General features: G+C 60.3%; 23 protein-coding genes. 16 read left to right on the forward strand and 7 right to left on the reverse strand.

Annotated features, from left to right (window positions below):
• Nucleotides 1-232: 232 nt before the first annotated feature.
• Both M2333_RS00825 and M2333_RS00830 read left to right on the forward strand, forming a co-directional pair.
• Nucleotides 233-1,555, forward strand: coding sequence for a DUF4365 domain-containing protein (locus tag M2333_RS00825; protein ID WP_264610524.1), 1,323 nt, complete (start codon nucleotides 233-235; stop codon nucleotides 1,553-1,555).
• Entirely contained in the window at nucleotides 1,552-3,012 is a 1,461-nt protein-coding gene (locus tag M2333_RS00830; protein WP_264610525.1) for an argonaute/piwi family protein, read from the forward strand. Before M2333_RS00825 ends, M2333_RS00830 begins: the two co-directional genes overlap by 4 nt.
• A 16-nt stretch (nucleotides 3,013-3,028) precedes the next feature.
• Here M2333_RS00830 and M2333_RS00835 read toward each other — a convergent pair whose 3' ends face one another.
• From M2333_RS00835 to M2333_RS00855, 5 genes are all read right to left on the reverse strand, one after another.
• A complete protein-coding gene (locus M2333_RS00835; protein ID WP_264610526.1) occupies nucleotides 3,029-4,153 on the reverse strand; it encodes a hypothetical protein in 1,125 nt (374 codons plus the stop codon).
• 92 nt (nucleotides 4,154-4,245) lie between these two features.
• Nucleotides 4,246-4,539 carry a DUF6378 domain-containing protein gene (locus M2333_RS00840; protein WP_264610527.1) on the reverse strand — a complete coding sequence of 98 codons (294 nt, stop codon included), beginning with the start codon at nucleotides 4,537-4,539 and terminating at the stop codon, nucleotides 4,246-4,248.
• A gap of 17 nt (nucleotides 4,540-4,556) precedes the next feature.
• On the reverse strand, nucleotides 4,557-5,057 hold the full coding sequence (locus tag M2333_RS00845) for a hypothetical protein (RefSeq protein ID WP_264610528.1): 501 nt from the start codon (nucleotides 5,055-5,057) through the stop codon (nucleotides 4,557-4,559).
• Nucleotides 5,041-6,093 carry an ImmA/IrrE family metallo-endopeptidase gene (locus M2333_RS00850; protein ID WP_264610529.1) on the reverse strand — a complete coding sequence of 351 codons (1,053 nt, stop codon included), beginning with the start codon at nucleotides 6,091-6,093 and terminating at the stop codon, nucleotides 5,041-5,043. Before M2333_RS00850 ends, M2333_RS00845 begins: the two co-directional genes overlap by 17 nt.
• 84 nt (nucleotides 6,094-6,177) lie before the next feature.
• Entirely contained in the window at nucleotides 6,178-6,756 is a 579-nt protein-coding gene (locus M2333_RS00855) for a hypothetical protein (RefSeq protein ID WP_264610530.1), read from the reverse strand.
• A 388-nt stretch (nucleotides 6,757-7,144) separates the two neighbouring features.
• Between M2333_RS00855 and M2333_RS00860 the strand changes: the two genes are divergently transcribed.
• The 3 genes from M2333_RS00860 to M2333_RS00870 all read left to right on the forward strand — a co-directional run bounded on the left by M2333_RS00860 (nucleotide 7,145) and on the right by M2333_RS00870 (nucleotide 9,825).
• Nucleotides 7,145-7,405, forward strand: a complete 261-nt coding sequence (locus tag M2333_RS00860) for a hypothetical protein (protein ID WP_264610531.1) — start codon at nucleotides 7,145-7,147, stop codon at nucleotides 7,403-7,405.
• A gap of 28 nt (nucleotides 7,406-7,433) precedes the next feature.
• On the forward strand, nucleotides 7,434-7,592 hold the full coding sequence (locus M2333_RS00865) for an SHOCT domain-containing protein (RefSeq protein ID WP_264610532.1): 159 nt from the start codon (nucleotides 7,434-7,436) through the stop codon (nucleotides 7,590-7,592).
• A 328-nt stretch (nucleotides 7,593-7,920) separates the two neighbouring features.
• On the forward strand, nucleotides 7,921-9,825 hold the full coding sequence (locus M2333_RS00870; RefSeq protein ID WP_264610533.1) for a TonB-dependent receptor plug domain-containing protein: 1,905 nt from the start codon (nucleotides 7,921-7,923) through the stop codon (nucleotides 9,823-9,825).
• On the opposite strand, the gene M2333_RS00875 is transcribed toward M2333_RS00870, so the two are convergent.
• Nucleotides 9,788-10,444, reverse strand: a complete 657-nt coding sequence (locus M2333_RS00875) for a cation transporter (RefSeq protein WP_264610534.1) — start codon at nucleotides 10,442-10,444, stop codon at nucleotides 9,788-9,790. The genes M2333_RS00870 and M2333_RS00875 overlap by 38 nt on opposite strands.
• Nucleotides 10,445-10,508: 64 nt before the next feature.
• On the opposite strand from M2333_RS00875, the gene M2333_RS00880 reads away from it, so the two are divergent.
• The gene (locus M2333_RS00880) at nucleotides 10,509-10,913 is read left to right on the forward strand and encodes a MerR family transcriptional regulator (protein WP_264610535.1); all 405 of its coding nucleotides are present in this window, start codon (nucleotides 10,509-10,511) and stop codon (nucleotides 10,911-10,913) included.
• Nucleotides 10,914-11,196: 283 nt separating this feature from the next.
• Here the strand turns inward: M2333_RS00880 and M2333_RS00885 are convergent, their stop codons facing one another.
• Nucleotides 11,197-11,646, reverse strand: coding sequence for a DUF488 family protein (locus M2333_RS00885; protein WP_264612532.1), 450 nt, complete (start codon nucleotides 11,644-11,646; stop codon nucleotides 11,197-11,199).
• Between the two features lie 108 nt (nucleotides 11,647-11,754).
• Here M2333_RS00885 and M2333_RS16955 point away from each other — a divergent pair, with 108 nt between their 5' ends.
• The 10 genes from M2333_RS16955 to M2333_RS00925 all read left to right on the forward strand — a co-directional run bounded on the left by M2333_RS16955 (nucleotide 11,755) and on the right by M2333_RS00925 (nucleotide 17,251).
• Entirely contained in the window at nucleotides 11,755-12,153 is a 399-nt protein-coding gene (locus tag M2333_RS16955; protein WP_413716514.1) for a GFA family protein, read from the forward strand.
• 87 nt (nucleotides 12,154-12,240) lie between these two features.
• Nucleotides 12,241-12,516 (forward strand): hypothetical protein, encoded by a 276-nt coding sequence (locus M2333_RS00890; RefSeq protein ID WP_264610536.1) that lies wholly within the window; start codon nucleotides 12,241-12,243, stop codon nucleotides 12,514-12,516.
• Nucleotides 12,517-12,570: 54 nt separating this feature from the next.
• Nucleotides 12,571-12,780, forward strand: a complete 210-nt coding sequence (locus M2333_RS16960) for a transcriptional regulator domain-containing protein (protein ID WP_413716463.1) — start codon at nucleotides 12,571-12,573, stop codon at nucleotides 12,778-12,780.
• Between the two features lie 64 nt (nucleotides 12,781-12,844).
• Nucleotides 12,845-13,342 carry a DUF2285 domain-containing protein gene (locus M2333_RS00895; protein ID WP_264610537.1) on the forward strand — a complete coding sequence of 166 codons (498 nt, stop codon included), beginning with the start codon at nucleotides 12,845-12,847 and terminating at the stop codon, nucleotides 13,340-13,342.
• Nucleotides 13,343-13,474: 132 nt separating this feature from the next.
• Nucleotides 13,475-13,735 (forward strand): helix-turn-helix transcriptional regulator, encoded by a 261-nt coding sequence (locus tag M2333_RS00900; protein WP_264610538.1) that lies wholly within the window; start codon nucleotides 13,475-13,477, stop codon nucleotides 13,733-13,735.
• A 4-nt stretch (nucleotides 13,736-13,739) separates the two neighbouring features.
• Nucleotides 13,740-14,633, forward strand: coding sequence for a replication initiator protein A (locus M2333_RS00905; RefSeq protein ID WP_264610539.1), 894 nt, complete (start codon nucleotides 13,740-13,742; stop codon nucleotides 14,631-14,633).
• Nucleotides 14,634-15,003: 370 nt separating this feature from the next.
• Complete coding sequence (locus M2333_RS00910; protein WP_413716464.1) at nucleotides 15,004-15,519, forward strand: DUF2840 domain-containing protein; 516 nt, start codon at nucleotides 15,004-15,006, stop codon at nucleotides 15,517-15,519.
• Nucleotides 15,516-16,115, forward strand: coding sequence for a S26 family signal peptidase (locus M2333_RS00915; protein ID WP_264610541.1), 600 nt, complete (start codon nucleotides 15,516-15,518; stop codon nucleotides 16,113-16,115). Before M2333_RS00910 ends, M2333_RS00915 begins: the two co-directional genes overlap by 4 nt.
• On the forward strand, nucleotides 16,106-16,450 hold the full coding sequence (locus M2333_RS00920) for a DUF736 domain-containing protein (protein WP_264610542.1): 345 nt from the start codon (nucleotides 16,106-16,108) through the stop codon (nucleotides 16,448-16,450). The genes M2333_RS00915 and M2333_RS00920 overlap by 10 nt, the downstream gene beginning before the upstream one ends.
• Before the next feature lie 3 nt (nucleotides 16,451-16,453).
• Complete coding sequence (locus M2333_RS00925; RefSeq protein ID WP_264610543.1) at nucleotides 16,454-17,251, forward strand: lytic transglycosylase domain-containing protein; 798 nt, start codon at nucleotides 16,454-16,456, stop codon at nucleotides 17,249-17,251.
• The last annotated feature ends 50 nt before the right edge of the window (nucleotides 17,252-17,301 follow it).

Below are 17,301 nucleotides of genomic sequence, written 5' to 3' on the forward strand. Positions count from 1 at the left end.
CAAGATGTCGACCGTCGCCTTTCCCAGGTTGGGCACGCAGTATGGTCGACAAAAGGCCGACGACTTCGGTTATCAATCCGCAGCGCCCGCGACCGCGACGCCAAGCTAACAAACGTTCGGCCGTCTAGCGGCGACTGCTCCCGCCGTGTGAGGGCAAGCTAGGTTTTCACTATCTGTTCCCCCCGCTCCTATGGTAGCTCCTTTGCCTATTCGACTGTTTCAAGATGGCAACATGGCGAAAACAATCACGTCCAATCAGCTCATAGGCGAAATCGGCGAAGCGGCAGTTAGGCTGAGGTTTCTTGGCATCGGTTTTCAGTTCGACGCCCGCTCGCGTCTCGAAACCGGGATCGACGGCATCGCTGAGGTTATGGCGCAAGGGCAGCCCACGGCCCGCATGATCGCGGTCCAGGTCAAGAGCACCGCCAAGGGACGCTATTCCTCGGAGACTGACAATAGCTTCTATTATCTGATCCGTAGCGCCGATCTCGCTTACTGGCGGGGCTCGAACCTACCCGTAATTCTGGTGCTCTACCGGCAGGATGACGAGAGCTTCTACTGGAAGGCGATCCCGTCCGACCTCGGGGATGGTGAGCGCCGCCTGCAATTCGACAAGCAGACCGATCGTCTCGACAGTGCGGCGGTGGACCGCCTCGCAGCTCTCACCGTTCCCAAGGCCGGCTTCGGCTACTATGTGCCTCCACTGGGCGGCGGCGAGGAGGCCTTGGTCAACATTCTCCCGCTCACACTGCCCACCGAGCTGTTTGTCGCGACCACGCCGCTCACCCCAAATAAGGCAATCGCCACCCTGCTGGACGGCGACGAGACGCCGCGCTTCGATTGGGTCATGCGCGGCGGACTTTTCTGGTCCTTTCATGACCCCCGCACCTCGGCCTGTCGCGAGATCGTCGACGAGGATCAGGTAGAGGCCATCGAGACCGAACATTTCGCGTTTCACGACGACGAGGACGAGCGGCACATCTTCTCGCATCTGTTGCGCGACACGTTGCGCCACCAGTTTCGCGACGATCTATGGTGGTCGAAGACGCGCAAGCTGCTCTATTTCTGCGCCTTCGAGGAGGGAGTTCCGCGCACTTTCTATTATGAGTCAGCGAAGAAGAAGACCGACGCAGATGTCGTCAACGTGGTGCGCAGCAAGACCGATCCCGACCGGGTCGATTTCGTGCGCCATCACGCCTTCTCGCCGCGGTTCGAACTCCTCGCCGGCCAGTGGTATTTAGTCGTCAATCCGAGCTATTATTTCACCACCAATGGGTTTCGGCCCCATCCGCATCCCGCCGCCCTGCTCGCAGGGAAAAAGCGCCTCGACAACAGCAGCGCGCTGCGCGGTCAGGTCATAATGTGGCACCGCTTCCTGTCCGCCCGGCAATCGGATAAAGGCGATCTCTTTGCCGCAGCACCCATCGTCGAACCCGGTCTGATCTTCGGCGCGCCGCCCAGTATCGAGCTTAGCACGCGCGTACCTGAGGACGTCTGGGGAAGCCCCAAGCGCAAGGTAGAGGACGCCGACGAGCAGGAAGGTCTGTTCGCATGACGCTCTTCCCAACCAAAATCTTCGACGAACCGGAGCTCGAATTCGGGGACCGCCACCATCATCCCGATCCGCGGCTCGGTCTCATGGATGCGGGACCGCTCCAGACCTTCGTCGGTGACGTTATAAAGGTGGCTGTCGTCGGTAGCGCTAAGACCGTCGAAGATGCCAAGAGCTTCATCGAGACCGCGTCGGCAGGCGTTGAGGGCAAGTCCGAGAAGCATCCCAATCTTCATCCGCCCTTTCCGGGGCTGAGCAATCAGAATCCATATCGCAGCCGCTTCGAAATCGATGAGGGCGGCACTGCCATCCTCTCACAGTCGCAGATCGATAGGATCGCTAAGGAGCCGAACCACGAAAAGGCTGTCGAGATGGCGGTCGACGCTATTGTCGAGCAGCTGCAGATGCTCGACGACGGCGGCAATCGGCCGCATGTCGCCATGGTCGCGCTGCCCGTGCGGCTGATCGAGCGGGTCTGGAGTGCGAAGGTCGATTCCGACGGCACGACCGAGGAAGAGGATAGCGCGGGCTCCGACGCTCCGAATTTTCGCGGTCTGCTCAAGGCCAAAGCGATGAGCCTCAATTTCCCTATCCAGATCGTTTGGGAAGATGTGCTTGACGACAAGGCCGTCATCCCGCGCAAGATCAAAGAAACGAGCGCGCGCAAGATCCAGGACATGGCCGGACGAAGCTGGAATCTGCTCACCACGCTCTATTATAAGGGCAGCGGCCGTATTCCCTGGCGCCGCCTACCCAAGGAAGGCGAATTTACCTCCTGCTATATTGGAATCAGCTTCTACCGCGAGGTCGGCGGCCAGCAGCTCTTCACCAGCTCGGCCCAGATGTTCGACGAACGCGGCCGCGGCTTTGTGCTCAAGGGCAATCGCGCTCATACCGAAAGCCGGGGCCGCCATCCTTACATGGCGCGCGACGACGCCAAGGAACTCGTCGGCCGGGTGCTCGCCGCCTATCGCACCCATCACAAGACGCTGCCAGCGCGCGTCATCGTCCTCAAGACCTCGCGGTTTCGTCAGGATGAGGCCGAAGGCATCTACGAAGCGCTCAGCGAAGCCGGCACCGAGCTACGCGATCTCGTCTGGGTGCAGGAATCCTATTCGGTGAAGGTGCTGCGCGACGGCAACTATCCCGTGCTGCGCGGCACCTTCGTAGATCTCGGAGGAAAGGGGCTGCTCTACACCAATGGCAGCATGCCGTACTACGGCACCTATCCTGGCCTCTACGATCCGAGGCCACTGCTCCTATGTCCCTATCCCGGCAGCGACAGCACGATCTCGCAAATTGCCGAGGAAGTGCTCTCTCTCACCAAGATCAACTGGAACTCAACCCAGATGAACCAGCGGCTCCCAATCCCCATTCGCGCCGCGCGCATGGTCGGCGAGGTTCTGAAATATGTGAAAGAGGGTCAGGCAATCAGCACGGACTATCCTCGCTACATCTGAGCCGTCGGCTCGAGATTTATACAACCGCGCGATCAATCATTGCTTGTAGCAACTCTTCACGCACCAGCGCCTTTCCGTTAAGGATGACTTCGCCAAAGGTGTCGTCAATCACGCGACTGTTGCCGTCATGAACGTGCACATGGATGCCATATTCCTGCGGCCTGCTAGCAGTCCACACAATCGCTGGGGTCGAGGCCCAGACGGTGTAGCTGTGCCCTTTGTAGTCGTCGAGATTGAGGCTTCGGTCGGGCAGAAGACAGGTAAGATGAGTCGCAGTTCGATCATGCAGTGGCTGTAGCGGCGTCGAAATTATTGGACCTTGGCTCCAAGTACTGTCTCTGCCGCAATTTGCGCAAAAGTGCTTTCGATGCGGAGTTTTTCCAAAGTCGCCCAAGTCGAGATGGGGGTGTCGGCAGTGTGAACAATCGATACAACCCATCTTCTGGTGTGCTTCGAGAGCGCAGACAAATTCAAAGGCAGCCGGCGGCGTGATATTAACGCGAACGGGACTATCTCCGCCAAACAAACCTTCCCGCGTTGTGTAAATGGCCGAGATTGCAGCAAAGTCTGCATCAATGCGTTTTTGACTTGTGGGTGTGTCGCGCACGTGGACGTGTATCTTTGGCGGACGGGGCTTAATCTCAAAGTTCGAGAGGGCAGCAGGCATAGAACACCAAACGCCCACCTCAGCATGCTTATCAAGATACACCGTGTAAGGGTCGATCTCATAGCTCATGAGCTGAGTGTGCTTGGCACATAGCATCTCGTTTGAGGACTGCAGTGCCGCAAGATCAGCTTTGGTACCCCAGTGGCTCTGATGTGTCCGGCACCACCATCTATGGGCACCATGTCGGTACTTTCCTGCATAGACGAAGTCACAAGGCAAAACAGTGTCAGCGGCGCGTTTTTCCGTGAAGTGACGGAGAAGTTGAGCTGAGCGGACTTCAATGTTTCCCAGAGTTCGACCATACGCCCAGCAGACCGCACCGCGTGCTTGCGTTCCGCTTTCATCTGCCATCGCCAAGGGCTGCTCATCCATGATTTTGCTGACGAGCACCCGCCCCTTCTCGGGGCTCGTTTTGGCCCACCACAACTCTACGCGCCCCGACGCGGCGCAAATCTTTCTCTCGATTATCAACACGTCCTCGCGCCTTAGCTTGCGACTGGAACGCCGCGCATCGATTAAAGCCAAATCGGAAAGCCAGCATTTAAAGGAGGCTGGAACGTGCCCCTTTACTGAGATCTATCGTTCAGCAACATTACACCGCAGCGCGCATAGCCAGCAACATCTACCCAAGAATCAAGATGGTTTGGCGTTTGTACCAGGCGTGCAACCTTCGTAACGATCATACCTAAGATCTCTCTAATCTGGGGATCTTGGCACTCATCTACCACAGACCGCAATGCGGCTACTCGACGATATGTATCTTCAGGAGCGCCGTAGATGTCGCGTCGATCAAAGGTTACGGTCGCATAGGCAGTATCGAACTGCTCCAGCAAGCTGTTCGGGAATGGCCCCTCGGTCATCACATCCTCCCCATCAATCACGCCGCTTCGCCAATACAGAAGAAATCACTTGGCACGTCGGGCAGAAAGCCACCGCAATCCCGCATTTTATTGTAGCCTTCAAAAGCGTCGGTGCACATCAGCAATGAGGCTTCAACCGACAGCTTCAGGAGGCGGAGGCTGCCCATTACTCGAGGGGCACCAAGCAGGTTTGTAGCGAGCCGTCGAGCTGCAGCATCATCTGTGCAAAATGCACGATCAGTTGCCTCACAGATGGAAATGGATTCGAGTTCGCCGTCGCCAATGTCGTGATCGGTCACAAGCTCTAGGAAACGATCTGGCGAGATCTCTTCGTCTGGCACAAAATGGATGCTCCCTTCTGCCTGCAACGCAATGATTGCGGCGGCACAATCCAAACCGCATTCCGAGACTACGATCGGAGACAAAGCGACCTCGGTGTTTGGAAGTCCACAGACGACTGCAAGCTTTCCACAATTGTGAAGGTTTATGGCTGCGCAGGCATCAATGAGTAGTCGCACGGCGTCCACCCGTCGATGCGTGGGTCTCATAGATGCTTTCGATCGTCGTACCGAGCCGATCAGCGATCCACGACGGCGAAGTCATACCGCGAGCCACGCTCTCATGAACGAACTTCATAAGAACCGGAGACACCAGATCGAACTGTATCTTCTCCCTAGGCGGCAGATTCAGTGCGTCAGCACGCTTCTCCGGGCTTTTGTGGTGCTCGCGGATATACTGCGCGAGAGAGGCAGCTCCACCGGGGGGCAAAAGGTCGAGATTTTCGCATCGTCTCGCAGCTACATCGAACGACACGCCATGCAGACGAGCGAGGATCAGGATTTCGACATCGCCGATCTCGTTGCTGGATGCGCCAATGAATTGACGTATTGCTTGCAACGAGCCCCCAACCGCTTGTGGCGGGAGGAGGAAGGCTGAGGAGAATGCATCGGCAAATCCTTCAACCCGATTGCGAAAGCTCCCGATGTGGGAGGCGAGATCGAGGTGGGCAGACTGGACAGAATGATGAGCCACGACGTGACCCAGCTCGTGCCCAAGCGTGAACAACATGCGCGCGGGAAAGCGCGGTGAAACGAACACAAATAAATAACCGCCCGCGGCAACAGAGGCGCCTTCAAACTTCGAATTCTTGAGTTGGCTAACGATCAGCCCATCAAGCATGCGCAGGCGCTGCGGCAGGTCGATGGCAGGGCTATCAACTTCGCCCGGGTAGAGAACGGTACGCAACTCCGCCGCTAGCCGTTCGGCCTCGTCATAAGTTTCAGGCGCCTGCAGACCAAATCGGCCGAGCCAATCGGGAAGTCCTCCGCGAACCGGAAGGACCTTTAGTGCAGCCTCCACAAAGCCAGCCAGCCGGTCAAGCGTCGGCTCGCGCTCGGAGTCAGCAACCCCCGGTGCCCGAAATAAAGCTCCAAGCCCGGAGCTGTTTGCAGGCGATCCCACAGATGTGAACGCGCGCATGGATAATTTAAGTCCACGCGCTAAAGCGCGAAGTTCCGATGCCGTTACTGGCGCGCCATCGAGAATTTCTCTCACGCGCTCCGTTGCTAAGCGTGTCCGCGCAGCGATCTCGCTAGGTTTGAGCGAAAGCGCCCGAAGGGTAGCTGCGACGTTTGCCATTTAGGTTGATTGTTGCTTGATTCCCTGCAGCCAGTCCAGAGTCTTCTCGATCTGAACCTGGTCTAGGCGAGCCCAACGACCCATCACGTCTATGACGCGGTTGGCGCGTCGCTTTTCTAAAATCGAAGATAGCCGGTCCAAAGTTTCGCTTCGGCCGCGCGCGACCTCCGCGGGCGTCTCAAGCGCCACTGGATTAACCCCAATCAAGTAATTCTCTATGCGGCTGGCGAAATTGGTAGGACTGTGGGTGTCGAGGGGATGCTGCTTCCCGGTGCTATCGACTAGGACATTGCCGACGACTTTACCTTCAGCATTCAACTGGAGCCGGTTCTCCGGGAACCGGTTATACGCGGCCAAAGCATCGATTTTCTCCGCCACTTCAAATCCGCCAACAACATACTGCTGAACGCCTCTGGTTGCGCCGCTGATTACAAAAACATAATCTCCAGGCCGTACCAGACGCCGGATCGGTGGCATGCAGCCACCGAGGGTCGGCGTTTTTCTAAAGATCGGGTCGTTCAGATTCCGATTACGTTCGGGGTCCGCATTGGGACTGCTAATGTAGATGTACCCTTTCACTATTTGCCACTCCCCCGATTGACTATCTGGCAGTGATAAAAGAGATCTGACTCAAAGAAAATCCCCAGTGAGCCGCCGGTGACATGCGCACGGCCACGTAGCATGCGGCGGCACACGCGCTTCAGTTGGGTCTCAAGCTAAATGGGACTCTCATTTTGTTGGGAGCGCACACCGCTTTTGGCTGAAATGTCTGCTATCGGTAAACCGAGATTCAAAGTCCACACACCTTAATGTCCCTTTGATGGAATAGACGGCAGAATGACCGAATGGCCGATTTCACACAGGGTCAATCGTCAATCGAAAGTGTTATTTCAGGGGAAACCCCGCTTAGGCTCCCGCTAGACACAGTCAGATTTGGCCAATATCTTCTAGATCGGGGGACTTGAACATGATCGATGAAGCGCATCCGCTAAAAGCTGGTGGGATTACCATCTGGACGGAAGGCGAGGTCCTTCTTCTCAAATATTCGGTCTGGTTCTATGGATTTCTGGGAACAAAGCGTGTTCCCCGTTCAAACATCACATCAGTCACCTGGAAGGAACCGGGTGATTGGCTTGCCGGCTTCCTAGAGCTGGACATTTTTGGGGGAGCGACCGCCCTCGCCGCATGCCAGCCCCAATGTGCAAAACCAGAATCGACTACAATATGATCGCGCTGATAGAGACAAGTTCGCAGATTTGCGTGAATGGATCGAGGCCGGTTCGCCGTCGAGGTCGGAACCTGCAGCATGGAAACCATCGGTCGCCGATGAAATCGCAAAGCTGGGCAAACTGCGTCAGCAGGGTCTTTTGACAGATGAAGAATTCGCTGCGCTGAAGGCCAAACTGCTCGGTTGAGACCTTGCAAAAATCGCGAATCGATATGAGTGCTCAGCGGTCCTGACCATGAGCGATAAATGCTGAACGAACGGCCGCTATCAGGCAGCGCGAATTCATTCGCGAATGTCCGAGATGTTGGCGGCTCCCGACCAGGCAAGGCCGTTCCCGGATGGGCGCGCGAATGACCGTTCCTGTCGAAACCCGCCCTTGACCCTATAGTTACTACAGGGATTATGGAGTTTCCGTTACCGGCGCTTATGCCGGGCAGGAACGGGGCAATATGAAGCGGATATTTCGTTGCGGCGGAGCATATGCGGTCGGCTGCGTGCTGGTATTTGGGACTGTGATGGCCGGTCCAGCATGCGCGCAGACCGACGCAGATCAGGCCGAAGAGGCCGAAACCGAGATCGTCGTCCAAGCGACACGGATTGGACGCCGGGTGCAGGACGAACCGATCCGCGTGGATGTCATCAGCCGCGAAGAGATTGAGGAGAAGCTCCTCATGCGTCCGGGCAATATCGCCATGCTGGTGAGCGAGACGCCGGGTGTCCGCGTCCAGACCACATCGCCTGCACTAGGCGCGGCCAATGTCCGCATTCAGGGCCTCAAGGGCCGCTACACGCAGATCCTGGCTGACGGATTGCCACTTTACGGCGGGCAGACGCCTTCCATCGGGCTGCTGCAGATCCCGCCGACCGATCTTGGCCAGGTCGAGATCATCAAGGGCGCAGCATCGGCGCTCTATGGCCCTTCGGCGCTTGGCGGCGTCATCAATCTGGTGTCACGCCGTCCGGCAACCGAGCCGCAAGGCGAACTTCTGCTCAATGCCACCAGTCGCAACGGGCAAGATGTGACGGGGTATGTCGCCGCACCGCTCGGTAGCGTGCTCAGCGCCTCGCTCACCGCTGGCTACGACCGGCAAAGCCGTCAGGATTTGAACGACGACGGCTGGGCCGACATGCCCGGCTATGAGCGCTTCACGGTCCGGCCCCGCCTGTTCCTCGATGCTGCCGATGGCACCAAGGCATTGTTGACCTTCGGAGCAATGGCCGAGCAGCGCGATGGCGGGACTATGCCTGGCGCAAATGCGCCGGACGGATCGCCATTTGCGCAAACGCTGCGCAGCCGACGCTACGATCTGGGCCTCACGGCCGAGACACCGCTGGACGGCATCGGCACGTTGCATCTGCGTGCCTCAGGCGTCACCCAGTCGCATCGTCATGTCTTTGGTAACACGATGGAGAATGACCGTCACCGCACGGCTTTTGCCGAGGCGTCGATCGGCGGCAAGGCGGGCGCGACGACATGGCTGGCGGGCGCCGCGGTCCAGTTGGACGACTATCGCTCCAAAGCATTCTCAGCCTTCGACTATAGCTACACCGTGCCCGCGCTCTTCGTGCAGGGTGAGCAGGAATTGGCCGACAGGCTGACGCTGGCAGGCAGCCTGCGCTGGGATGCGCATAGTGACTACGGCTCGCACGTTAGCCCTCGCCTGGCCGCGCTGTATCGCCCCGGTCCCTGGACGATCCGCGCTTCGCTGGGACGTGGTTTCTACGCGCCGACACCGTTCATCGAGGAAACGGAGGCCAATGGCCTCGCGCGCCTGCTGCCCTATGGAAAGCTCAAGGCGGAGCTCGCCGACAGCGGTTCTATCGACTTCGGCTATGCCAGTGGGCCATTCGAAGCCAACGTCAGCCTGTTCGCTTCCAACATCGACCGTGCCCAGCAATTGCAGGTGGTGGACGCCGATCATGTCACGCTGGTCAACGCCGATGGCGTCACGCGAACGCGCGGCGCCGAAGTGCTGTTGCGCTATCGCTGGCGGGCGCTGTCGGTGACCGGCAGCTATGTCCATGTCGCCGCGAGCGAACCGGACCCAGACGGACCCGGTCGGCGCATCGTGCCGCTGACGCCCCGAGACAGCGCAAGTCTTGTCGGCATGTGGGAGAAGGAAGGGCGCGGCCGCTTCGGGATCGAGGCCTATTATACCGGGCGGCAGTCGCTGGATGACAATCCCTATCGGACGCGCAGCAGGCCCTATGTTCAACTTGGTGCGATGGGCGAACTGATACTGGGCAAGGTCAGCCTGTTCCTCAATGCCGAGAACCTGCTCAATGTGCGGCAGACAAAATACGATCCATTGCTCCTGCCGCGCCGGGCGGCGACGGGTGCGTGGACCGTCGATGCCTGGGCACCGACCGACGGGTTCGTCCTTAACGGAGGGGTGCGGTTTCGCTTCGACGGTGAATAGGCGCGCTCCTCAGTTCCCCACGGGCTTGGCGGATGATCTGCCATCCACCGGACAAGGCCAGCGCAGCCATGATCGCTGCGACCGCAATGTCAGGCCAGCCCGTGCCGGTGCCGAACACGCCGAGCGCTGCGGCGACCACGGCGATGTTGCCGATCGCATCGTTGCGCGAGCAGATCCAGACCGAGCGCCGGTTGGCGTCACCCTCGCGGTGGCGCCATAGCATCGCGGCGCAGGCAAGGTTGGCGACGAGCGCGATCACGCCCACGATCCCCATGGTCTCGGCGGCAGGAACGACGCCCTGCGCCGCCATCCAGACGGTGTTGCCCAGCACCCATACGCCCAACAGCAGGATCGACACGCCCTTGGCCATCGCGGCCCGCGCTCGCCACGCCAAAGCCATGCCTGCCACGCCGAGGCTGATCGCATAATTGGCGGCATCGCCCAGAAAGTCGAGCGCATCGGCTTTGAGCGAAGCGGACCCGGCAGTGACACCGGCGACGATCTCGACGCCGAACATGACCGCGTTGACGGCGAGCGCGATCCACAACACGCGCCGCCATGCCGCATCGTTCAGCCTTTCGGTATTGTTCTGTGAGCCGCCGCAGCATCCGCCAGCCATTTGCATCTCCTGTTTCGGTGATGACAGGATATATAGGGCCTGTAGCAACTACAGGGTCAAGGGTATGGCACTTACGATCGGCGACATGGGCAAGGCGACGGCCACGAAGATCGAGACGATCCGTTATTATGAGAAGATCGGCCTGCTACCCAAACCAGCACGAACGACGAGCAACTACCGCGATTATGGGCAGGCGGCGCTTAGCCGGCTGTCTTTCATCCGGCGCGCCCGCGACCTTGGGTTTTCGCTCGATCAGGTTCGGGCGCTGCTAAGCATTTCGGGTGATCGCAGCTGTGATTGCGCAGGCATCGACAAGATCGCCAAAGAGCACCTCCTGGAAGTGGATCGCAAGCTGGCTGACCTTGCGGCGCTCCGGAAAGAACTCAAGGCTGTGATCGATTCCTGCGATGGCGGCAGCGTCGCTGATTGCCGCATCATCGAAGCACTCGGGCCAGCATCGCCATCCTAAGAATGGCAGCTCCCGACAAAACTCGCTGTTTAGTCATTCGCACGCGAATGACGGGGTTGTCCCAAAGCCCGACCTTCCTGGCCGTATGAACGGAGGTCCGCTTTCAGGGGGCTCTAATCGCCCGCCGAACGGTGCTATGTCGGCAGAACCGCCTGCCGATCCGGGTCCCTTTGCCGAGCGGCTCGAGCGCCTGATGGCGAAGACGCTCAGCTGACAGCAGGTCCAACACCGGTTCCGAGCAGGCCAGATGGCGGTCGTACTATATTCTCTTTAGAAATAGCTATCAGGCAGCTCGAGTACTGTTGGGATAAAGATCTATGCGTTTGGCACCGGGCAGAATTTCGTCGATCAGCAAGGATCGGTGACAGCCGCCCGGGTCGCGTTCGAAGCAGAGGAGGGCTGTGGGCCTCTCTTGCGCCATCTCGACCAATTGTGCGCTCTGGACGATCGCTTCGGGGAGGTCGAGCTGGCCAGAATAAACTTCCGCCATGCGTGCATGGTTGCCTCTGCGAGCTGCCTCCCGACCTTCGGGCGGAGTGCCAAGTGCCTTCAGCCCGACATAATCGATCCCGGCGTCCTTAAGTCCTGCGGCAAGGATATTCTTAGAGAAGCCGGGCCGGCGCGATAGTGGTACAGCGCGAACATCGGCCAGCAACGTGACGCCCGCCTCCTTCAGGGCCGCAATAAGCTCGGCTTGGGTTGCGCCCTCATACCCGATAGTGAAGATCTGCATGAGACCCAGATAAGATGACCGGCTGCAATTACACGAGCTTCCTCGAAGGATTTGTGCCCGCTGCAAAAATTGGCCGGACCGGCTTCGACGGTTGCGCGTTATTTGATCATGACGATCGATAGTCTGGAACGGTTCGGCGGCTGCGCATGCGGAGATCTTCGCCTCGTTGCAAGGGGCGGGGCCGTTCGCGTCGGTCTGTGTCATTGCCTCACATGTCAGACGGCGCATGGCGCGCCGTATCTCGCCTTTGCCGTCTTTCCGCGCAGGGCGGTCGATCTGTTGGGCGAGCATGCAGGATGGGAGAGCAGCACCGGTTATCATAGGCTATATTGTCCGGCGTGCGGATCGCGCGTTGCCAACCTGACTGGCGACGAAATCGAGCTACCGGTCGCGAGCTTCGACGATGCGTCAGGGCTCGATCCGCAATATGAGAATTGGACCATCCAGCGGCTACCCTGGGTCACACCTCTTACGGTCCCCCAGTTTGCGCGCGATCGGGACAGGTAAATTTGGGCAAGGAGGCAGCCCCGGAACAGCGGGGCGCCTGTCGATCGAGGGATGATCTCACGCTGCAGAACGACAGGTGCTACGATCATGGTGCTTTCCATCGCTCAGTCGATTGCTTGGGATCTTGCACAGACACTCATGACCGTCATGGTCATCGTGCGCACCGATTGCGGCTTCGGCGTCATGCGTGGGACGAGTTCGACGGTAGTACCGCCCAAATCATTGGCGAATATGATCCGTTCCCATCCCAATGCGCGCGATAGAGCCAGCTTCCCGGTCTTGGGCTTCATACAGTTTCACGCTCACGAGATAGTGCTGGCTATCCCCATTTTTGGGGAGCCACTTCCCGCTTTATCGGAATAGCGCAGAAATCCGATCGATCGCAGCCTTTGCTTCCAGTTTCGAAAGGGAGCGCACATGCCCGGCGAGCAAGGGAGTGACGATGATCGGCGCCTCCTTGACCGGCCGGGATTTGCACAGGAGTTTCTGCGACGCAATCCCCTCTATCGCGCGCATCATCAGACGATCATGCGCGCCGGGAAGGGAGCAACGCAGGATCAGGAGGTGATGGCCCGGCGATGGGGCCTGAGCTTTCCCATGCCCACCGGACGCATTTGCCGGGGCTGAGCCAGCACTCTGGCAGCCGGCGCTTGTCGCCACGACCGTCATTCTCGATAAAGCCCTTCCCGGAATGGCAGGCACCGCGCCGTTCGACATCGACACCTGGCCGATCATTCTTGCCGACCGCATGCTCTCGACCGGACGCCATCTCGTCCTTGCCGATCTCGACGGCGCCCACCGGCTCTGGATTCGCGATCCGGGCAAGGGGAGGCCGCTCGCTTATGTACTTCCTCGCGATGACGTCATCGATCTGCGCTGCACGGCTATCCAGCGTCTCGACCGAAGGCTCGCCGGCGCGCCGCCGATGCGCCGAGCGCCCGGCACCATGCCCTCGCGCTTTCAGCGGCAACGCCTGTCCATGCTGCTCGACATTCTCGATTCGACGCTCGACCGCGCACGTACCGGCGTCACGACCCATGAAATCGCGCGACGCCATGTCTATCCCGCCATGACGATCGGCCGGGGCAATGAGTGGAAATCCTCCGCCGAACGCCGCCGCACACAGCGGCTGATCGATGAGGCGACGGGCCTCATGAATGGAGGATATCGCACCCTGCTTCGCGGATGACGCTGCTCTTCCGGTGCGACAAAAAGCTAAGGCGCTAAACAGCCGCTCCCTGCTGCCGGTCCTTCTTCGCCACTTTCCTCCAGCACGGTCGATCACCGCCGCGCGTGATCCGGGCCTCGCTGGAGAAAGACGATGACTGAAAGCATATCCAACAAGTCGCAATTTCTGAAGACGCCGGACGCTGCCGCGTGGCTCGGCCTCTCGCCGCGTACGCTCGAAAAACATCGCTGCTATGGCACTGGTCCTGCCTTTCACAAGCTGGGCGGCCGGGTGGTCTATTCGACCGAGGCGCTCGATGCCTGGGCGGAGCTTGGCCGGCGCCGCTCGACGTCCGATCCGGGAATAGGGGTGTGCCTGCCCGCCAAGCGCATCGTCGTTTGCCCGGATCGCTGAACTTATGGCTGATCATTCGTCTCGACTGGTTGGTGCGCGGATCGCGCGTCCACAGCTTGAGCTGTTCCGTTCGATGCCGGGCGACTTCGCCGCTCGCGACGCGCAGGATCTCATGTCATGGCCGTTCTTCAGTCTCGCCAAACGCAAGCGCGTCGCGCCCATCGACTTCCGGATGGGTGAAACCTGGATCTCGGTTGAGGCCGTCCCCGATCATGGCATGGCGACCATCTGGGATGCGGATGTGCTCATTTGGGCTGCGAGCCAGATTGTGGAGGCGCGTGACGCCGGACGGCCATGTTCGCGCCTCATGATGACCACGCCGCACGAAATCTTGACCTTCATCGGGCGCAGCACTGGGCGCGATCATTATGATCGCCTGAAGGCGGCGCTTGACCGGCTTCAGTCCACCACCGTCGCCACCTCGATCCGCCAGCAGCACCAACGCCGCCGCCATCGCTTCTCCTGGATCAATGAATGGCGCGAACTGGCCGATGGGCAGGGGCGCCCGCTCGGGATAGAACTGGTCCTGCCGGACTGGTTCTACGCCGGCGTCGCTGATCGCGCGCTCGTGCTGACGATCGACCGCGCCTATTTCCAGCTCACCGGCGGGCTCGAGCGCTGGCTCTACCGCATCGTTCGCAAGCATGGCGGTAAGCAATCAGGGGGCTGGAGCTTCGATGTTGCGCATCTGTATCGCAAGTCCGGGGCGCTCTCACCGCTCAAACAATTTGCCTTCGATATTCGCGGTATCGTCCACCGCCAGGCGTTGCCCGGCTACGTCCTAACCATCGAGCATGCCTTCGGCCGCGAACGGCTGAACTTCGTGGCCGCGCCGGTCGATCCTTTGGATCGCGCCATGCGGCGCCTCAAGCTCAAGCCTGTGGATAAGCGGAGATGAGCCTCGGCCTATTGAAAACCGCGCTGCTCGGCCGATTGAAAACCGCAGGTTCGGCCTATTGGAAACCGCGCCCCACCGCGAGTCGCCGAAAATCCGGGCGAAATTGCAACTCTTCTAACCATGCTAACAAAGAGTCCTTCGGACTCTTGCTAACCCGACACGCATCTGTGGATGTTCCTTGCGGGCAATCGCGGCGGAGGATGTCTGCGCGTCACTGCGCGCGGCATGATGCCAGTAACGGCGCAGCTCGGCACGATAACAACCTTACCATCGACGCCGACTTGATGGCCCACACCGTTGAGCGCATGGCGAGCAGCCTGCCACTGATCGGCGCCCTGGTCGCATTCGTCTCTCTTTCCCGAGACAGGCCATGACCCATTCACCGCTCGACAGCCGCGCGCATACACGCGTCCCGCCAATGCGGACGGGCATGACCGAGGTCGAACTGATCTGGATCGAAAAGCGGCTGGAGCACTGGATCCGCTTCGGCCGCATCGCGGGTGAGACGATCATCAGCCGAAAGACGCGCGTCGTCAGCTTTCGACCCGACGCGCTCTTCGCGTTCGTGCGCTGGTCTGCCAGTGACTATGGCACCCTTCATTCTCGTGTCGACATTCTGCGCGCCGTGCGCGCCGGAGAAAGGTATACGACCGCGCCCTTCGTGCGGCCCGGCGGCGAATTGCTGCTTTCCATCCAGGGCTGGCCAAAGGTTCAGCGGGTGCTCGAACTGATCGACGCCATCGAAGTGGTGGGGCTCGACCCATGTGAGGTCGCGCCCGATCACTGGCGCCACGCGCACAACCGCCTGAGTGCGGGTGAGCGCGTGCGGGCCTATACGCATGAACGTCATCAGGCCTGGCTCAAGCGCAAAGCGCTCGGGCAATGACCCGCCTCGGTTATGTGCTGGTGACGTTCGTCGTCGCCCAATCGTTCATCGCCCTGTTCACAGCGGTGGCATGGTTCATGCCGCAGCCGCGCCTGCTCTGGAATGCCAGTGCGAGCGCACCGATCGGCCTCTATCGGCTCTATCCAGGTGAGAAGCCAAGCTTCGGTGATCTGGTCGCTTATCGACCATCGCCGGTGCTCGCGCAGTTCATGGCGCAGCGCCATTATCTGCCGGCGGGCATACCGCTGCTCAAACATGTGGCAGCCTATTCGGGCGCGACGATTTGCCGCCGCGACGCGGTGGTGATGATCGACGGGCATGTGGTCGCGATCGCGCGGGCGTCCGACAGCCAAGGCCGACCGTTGCCCGTCTGGCGCGGCTGCCGCGGGCTTCGGGCAGACCAATTGTTCCTGCTGAACGATGCGCCGGACAGTCTGGACGGCCGTTATTTCGGACCTGTCCCGGCGTCCGGCCTGATCGGCCGTGCGACGCCGATCCTCACCCGCGACGCGCCCGATGCGCCGCTGCGCTGGCGTTTGGCGCGCCCACGGGAGGCTCACCCCATCACCCACCAAGGAGATGTTCGATGCAAATAGGTTGCTTCCAGAGCCAAGGCGACGGCTTCACCGGGCGCCTTCAGACGCTAACGCTCGATGTCGCGCTGCAGATCGTGCCGACCGGCTTTTCCGGGCAAGAACGCGCACCGGACTGGCGCGTTCATCTCCGCGACGCCGACGCACCCGATGGCATTGGCCCGGAGGTCGGATCGGGCTGGAACCATGAAGGCAAGAGCACCACCTACATCGCGCTTCAACTCGATTGTCCGGGTCTTATCCGTTCGGTTCGCGCCAATCTGCTGCGCTCCAAACAAGACGAGAATGCGCATGTCCTGCTGTGGTCGCCGCGCCTGCGGCGTCCCAAGGCAGAGTGACCTATGCGCACCCGTCTCACGCCGCGTTGTAGCTCACATGCTCGCCGCCTCGCTGGGGCATTCGCCCTGATCGGCGCCTTCACCGTTCTCGTCCCGACCATCGCTGTGCGGGCCGCCGCGCCTGCCGCTACCGTGAATGCGATTTCTGCCGCCCATCCTTATGCAGCGCATGTGATCGAAGCCGCGCAGCGGTTCGGCATTCCGGAGGCATGGATCTGGACGGTCATGCGTGTCGAGAGCAAGGGCGATGCGGCGGCGATCTCGCGCGCTGGCGCCATCGGCCTCATGCAGATCATGCCAGGCACATGGGCCATGCTGACCGCGCGTTATGGACTGGGCGATAATGTTTGGAACGTGCGCGCCAATATCCATGCCGGCGCTGCCTATCTGCGCGAAATGGTCGATCGCTATGGCGACATTCCTGCCGCGCTCGCCGCCTATAATGCGGGACCGGGCAGGGTGGACGAGTGGCGCCAGCGTGGCCGTCCCTTGCCCGCCGAAACGGTCGCCTATGTTGCGAAGGTCACGCCCTTCCTCGGCACGTTCGGCGTCGCTTCGCTCGACACTATGCCTGCTATCGGGCACCCGCCTGCTGCGCCATCCTGGCGCGAGGCGACGCTGTTCGCGCGCGGCGGCGACGCATTAGAGCGCACGGACGCCGTCAGCGAAACTACGCCCGTCGCGCAGCCGGGCGGCGTCACATCAACGCCTGTTTCGCCGCCCTCGACAATCCCGCCACGCTCCTTGTCGCCTGCTTCGTACGACCTTTTCGTCCCGCTTTCGGGTCGGAGCGAGCCGTGAGCGGTCGTGGCGTCTGTTGGCGCTGCCAGGGTTGGGATTTACTGCGGAGG

The organism is Sphingobium sp. B11D3B, assembly GCF_025961735.1.
In the GTDB taxonomy this organism is placed as follows: domain Bacteria; phylum Pseudomonadota; class Alphaproteobacteria; order Sphingomonadales; family Sphingomonadaceae; genus Sphingobium.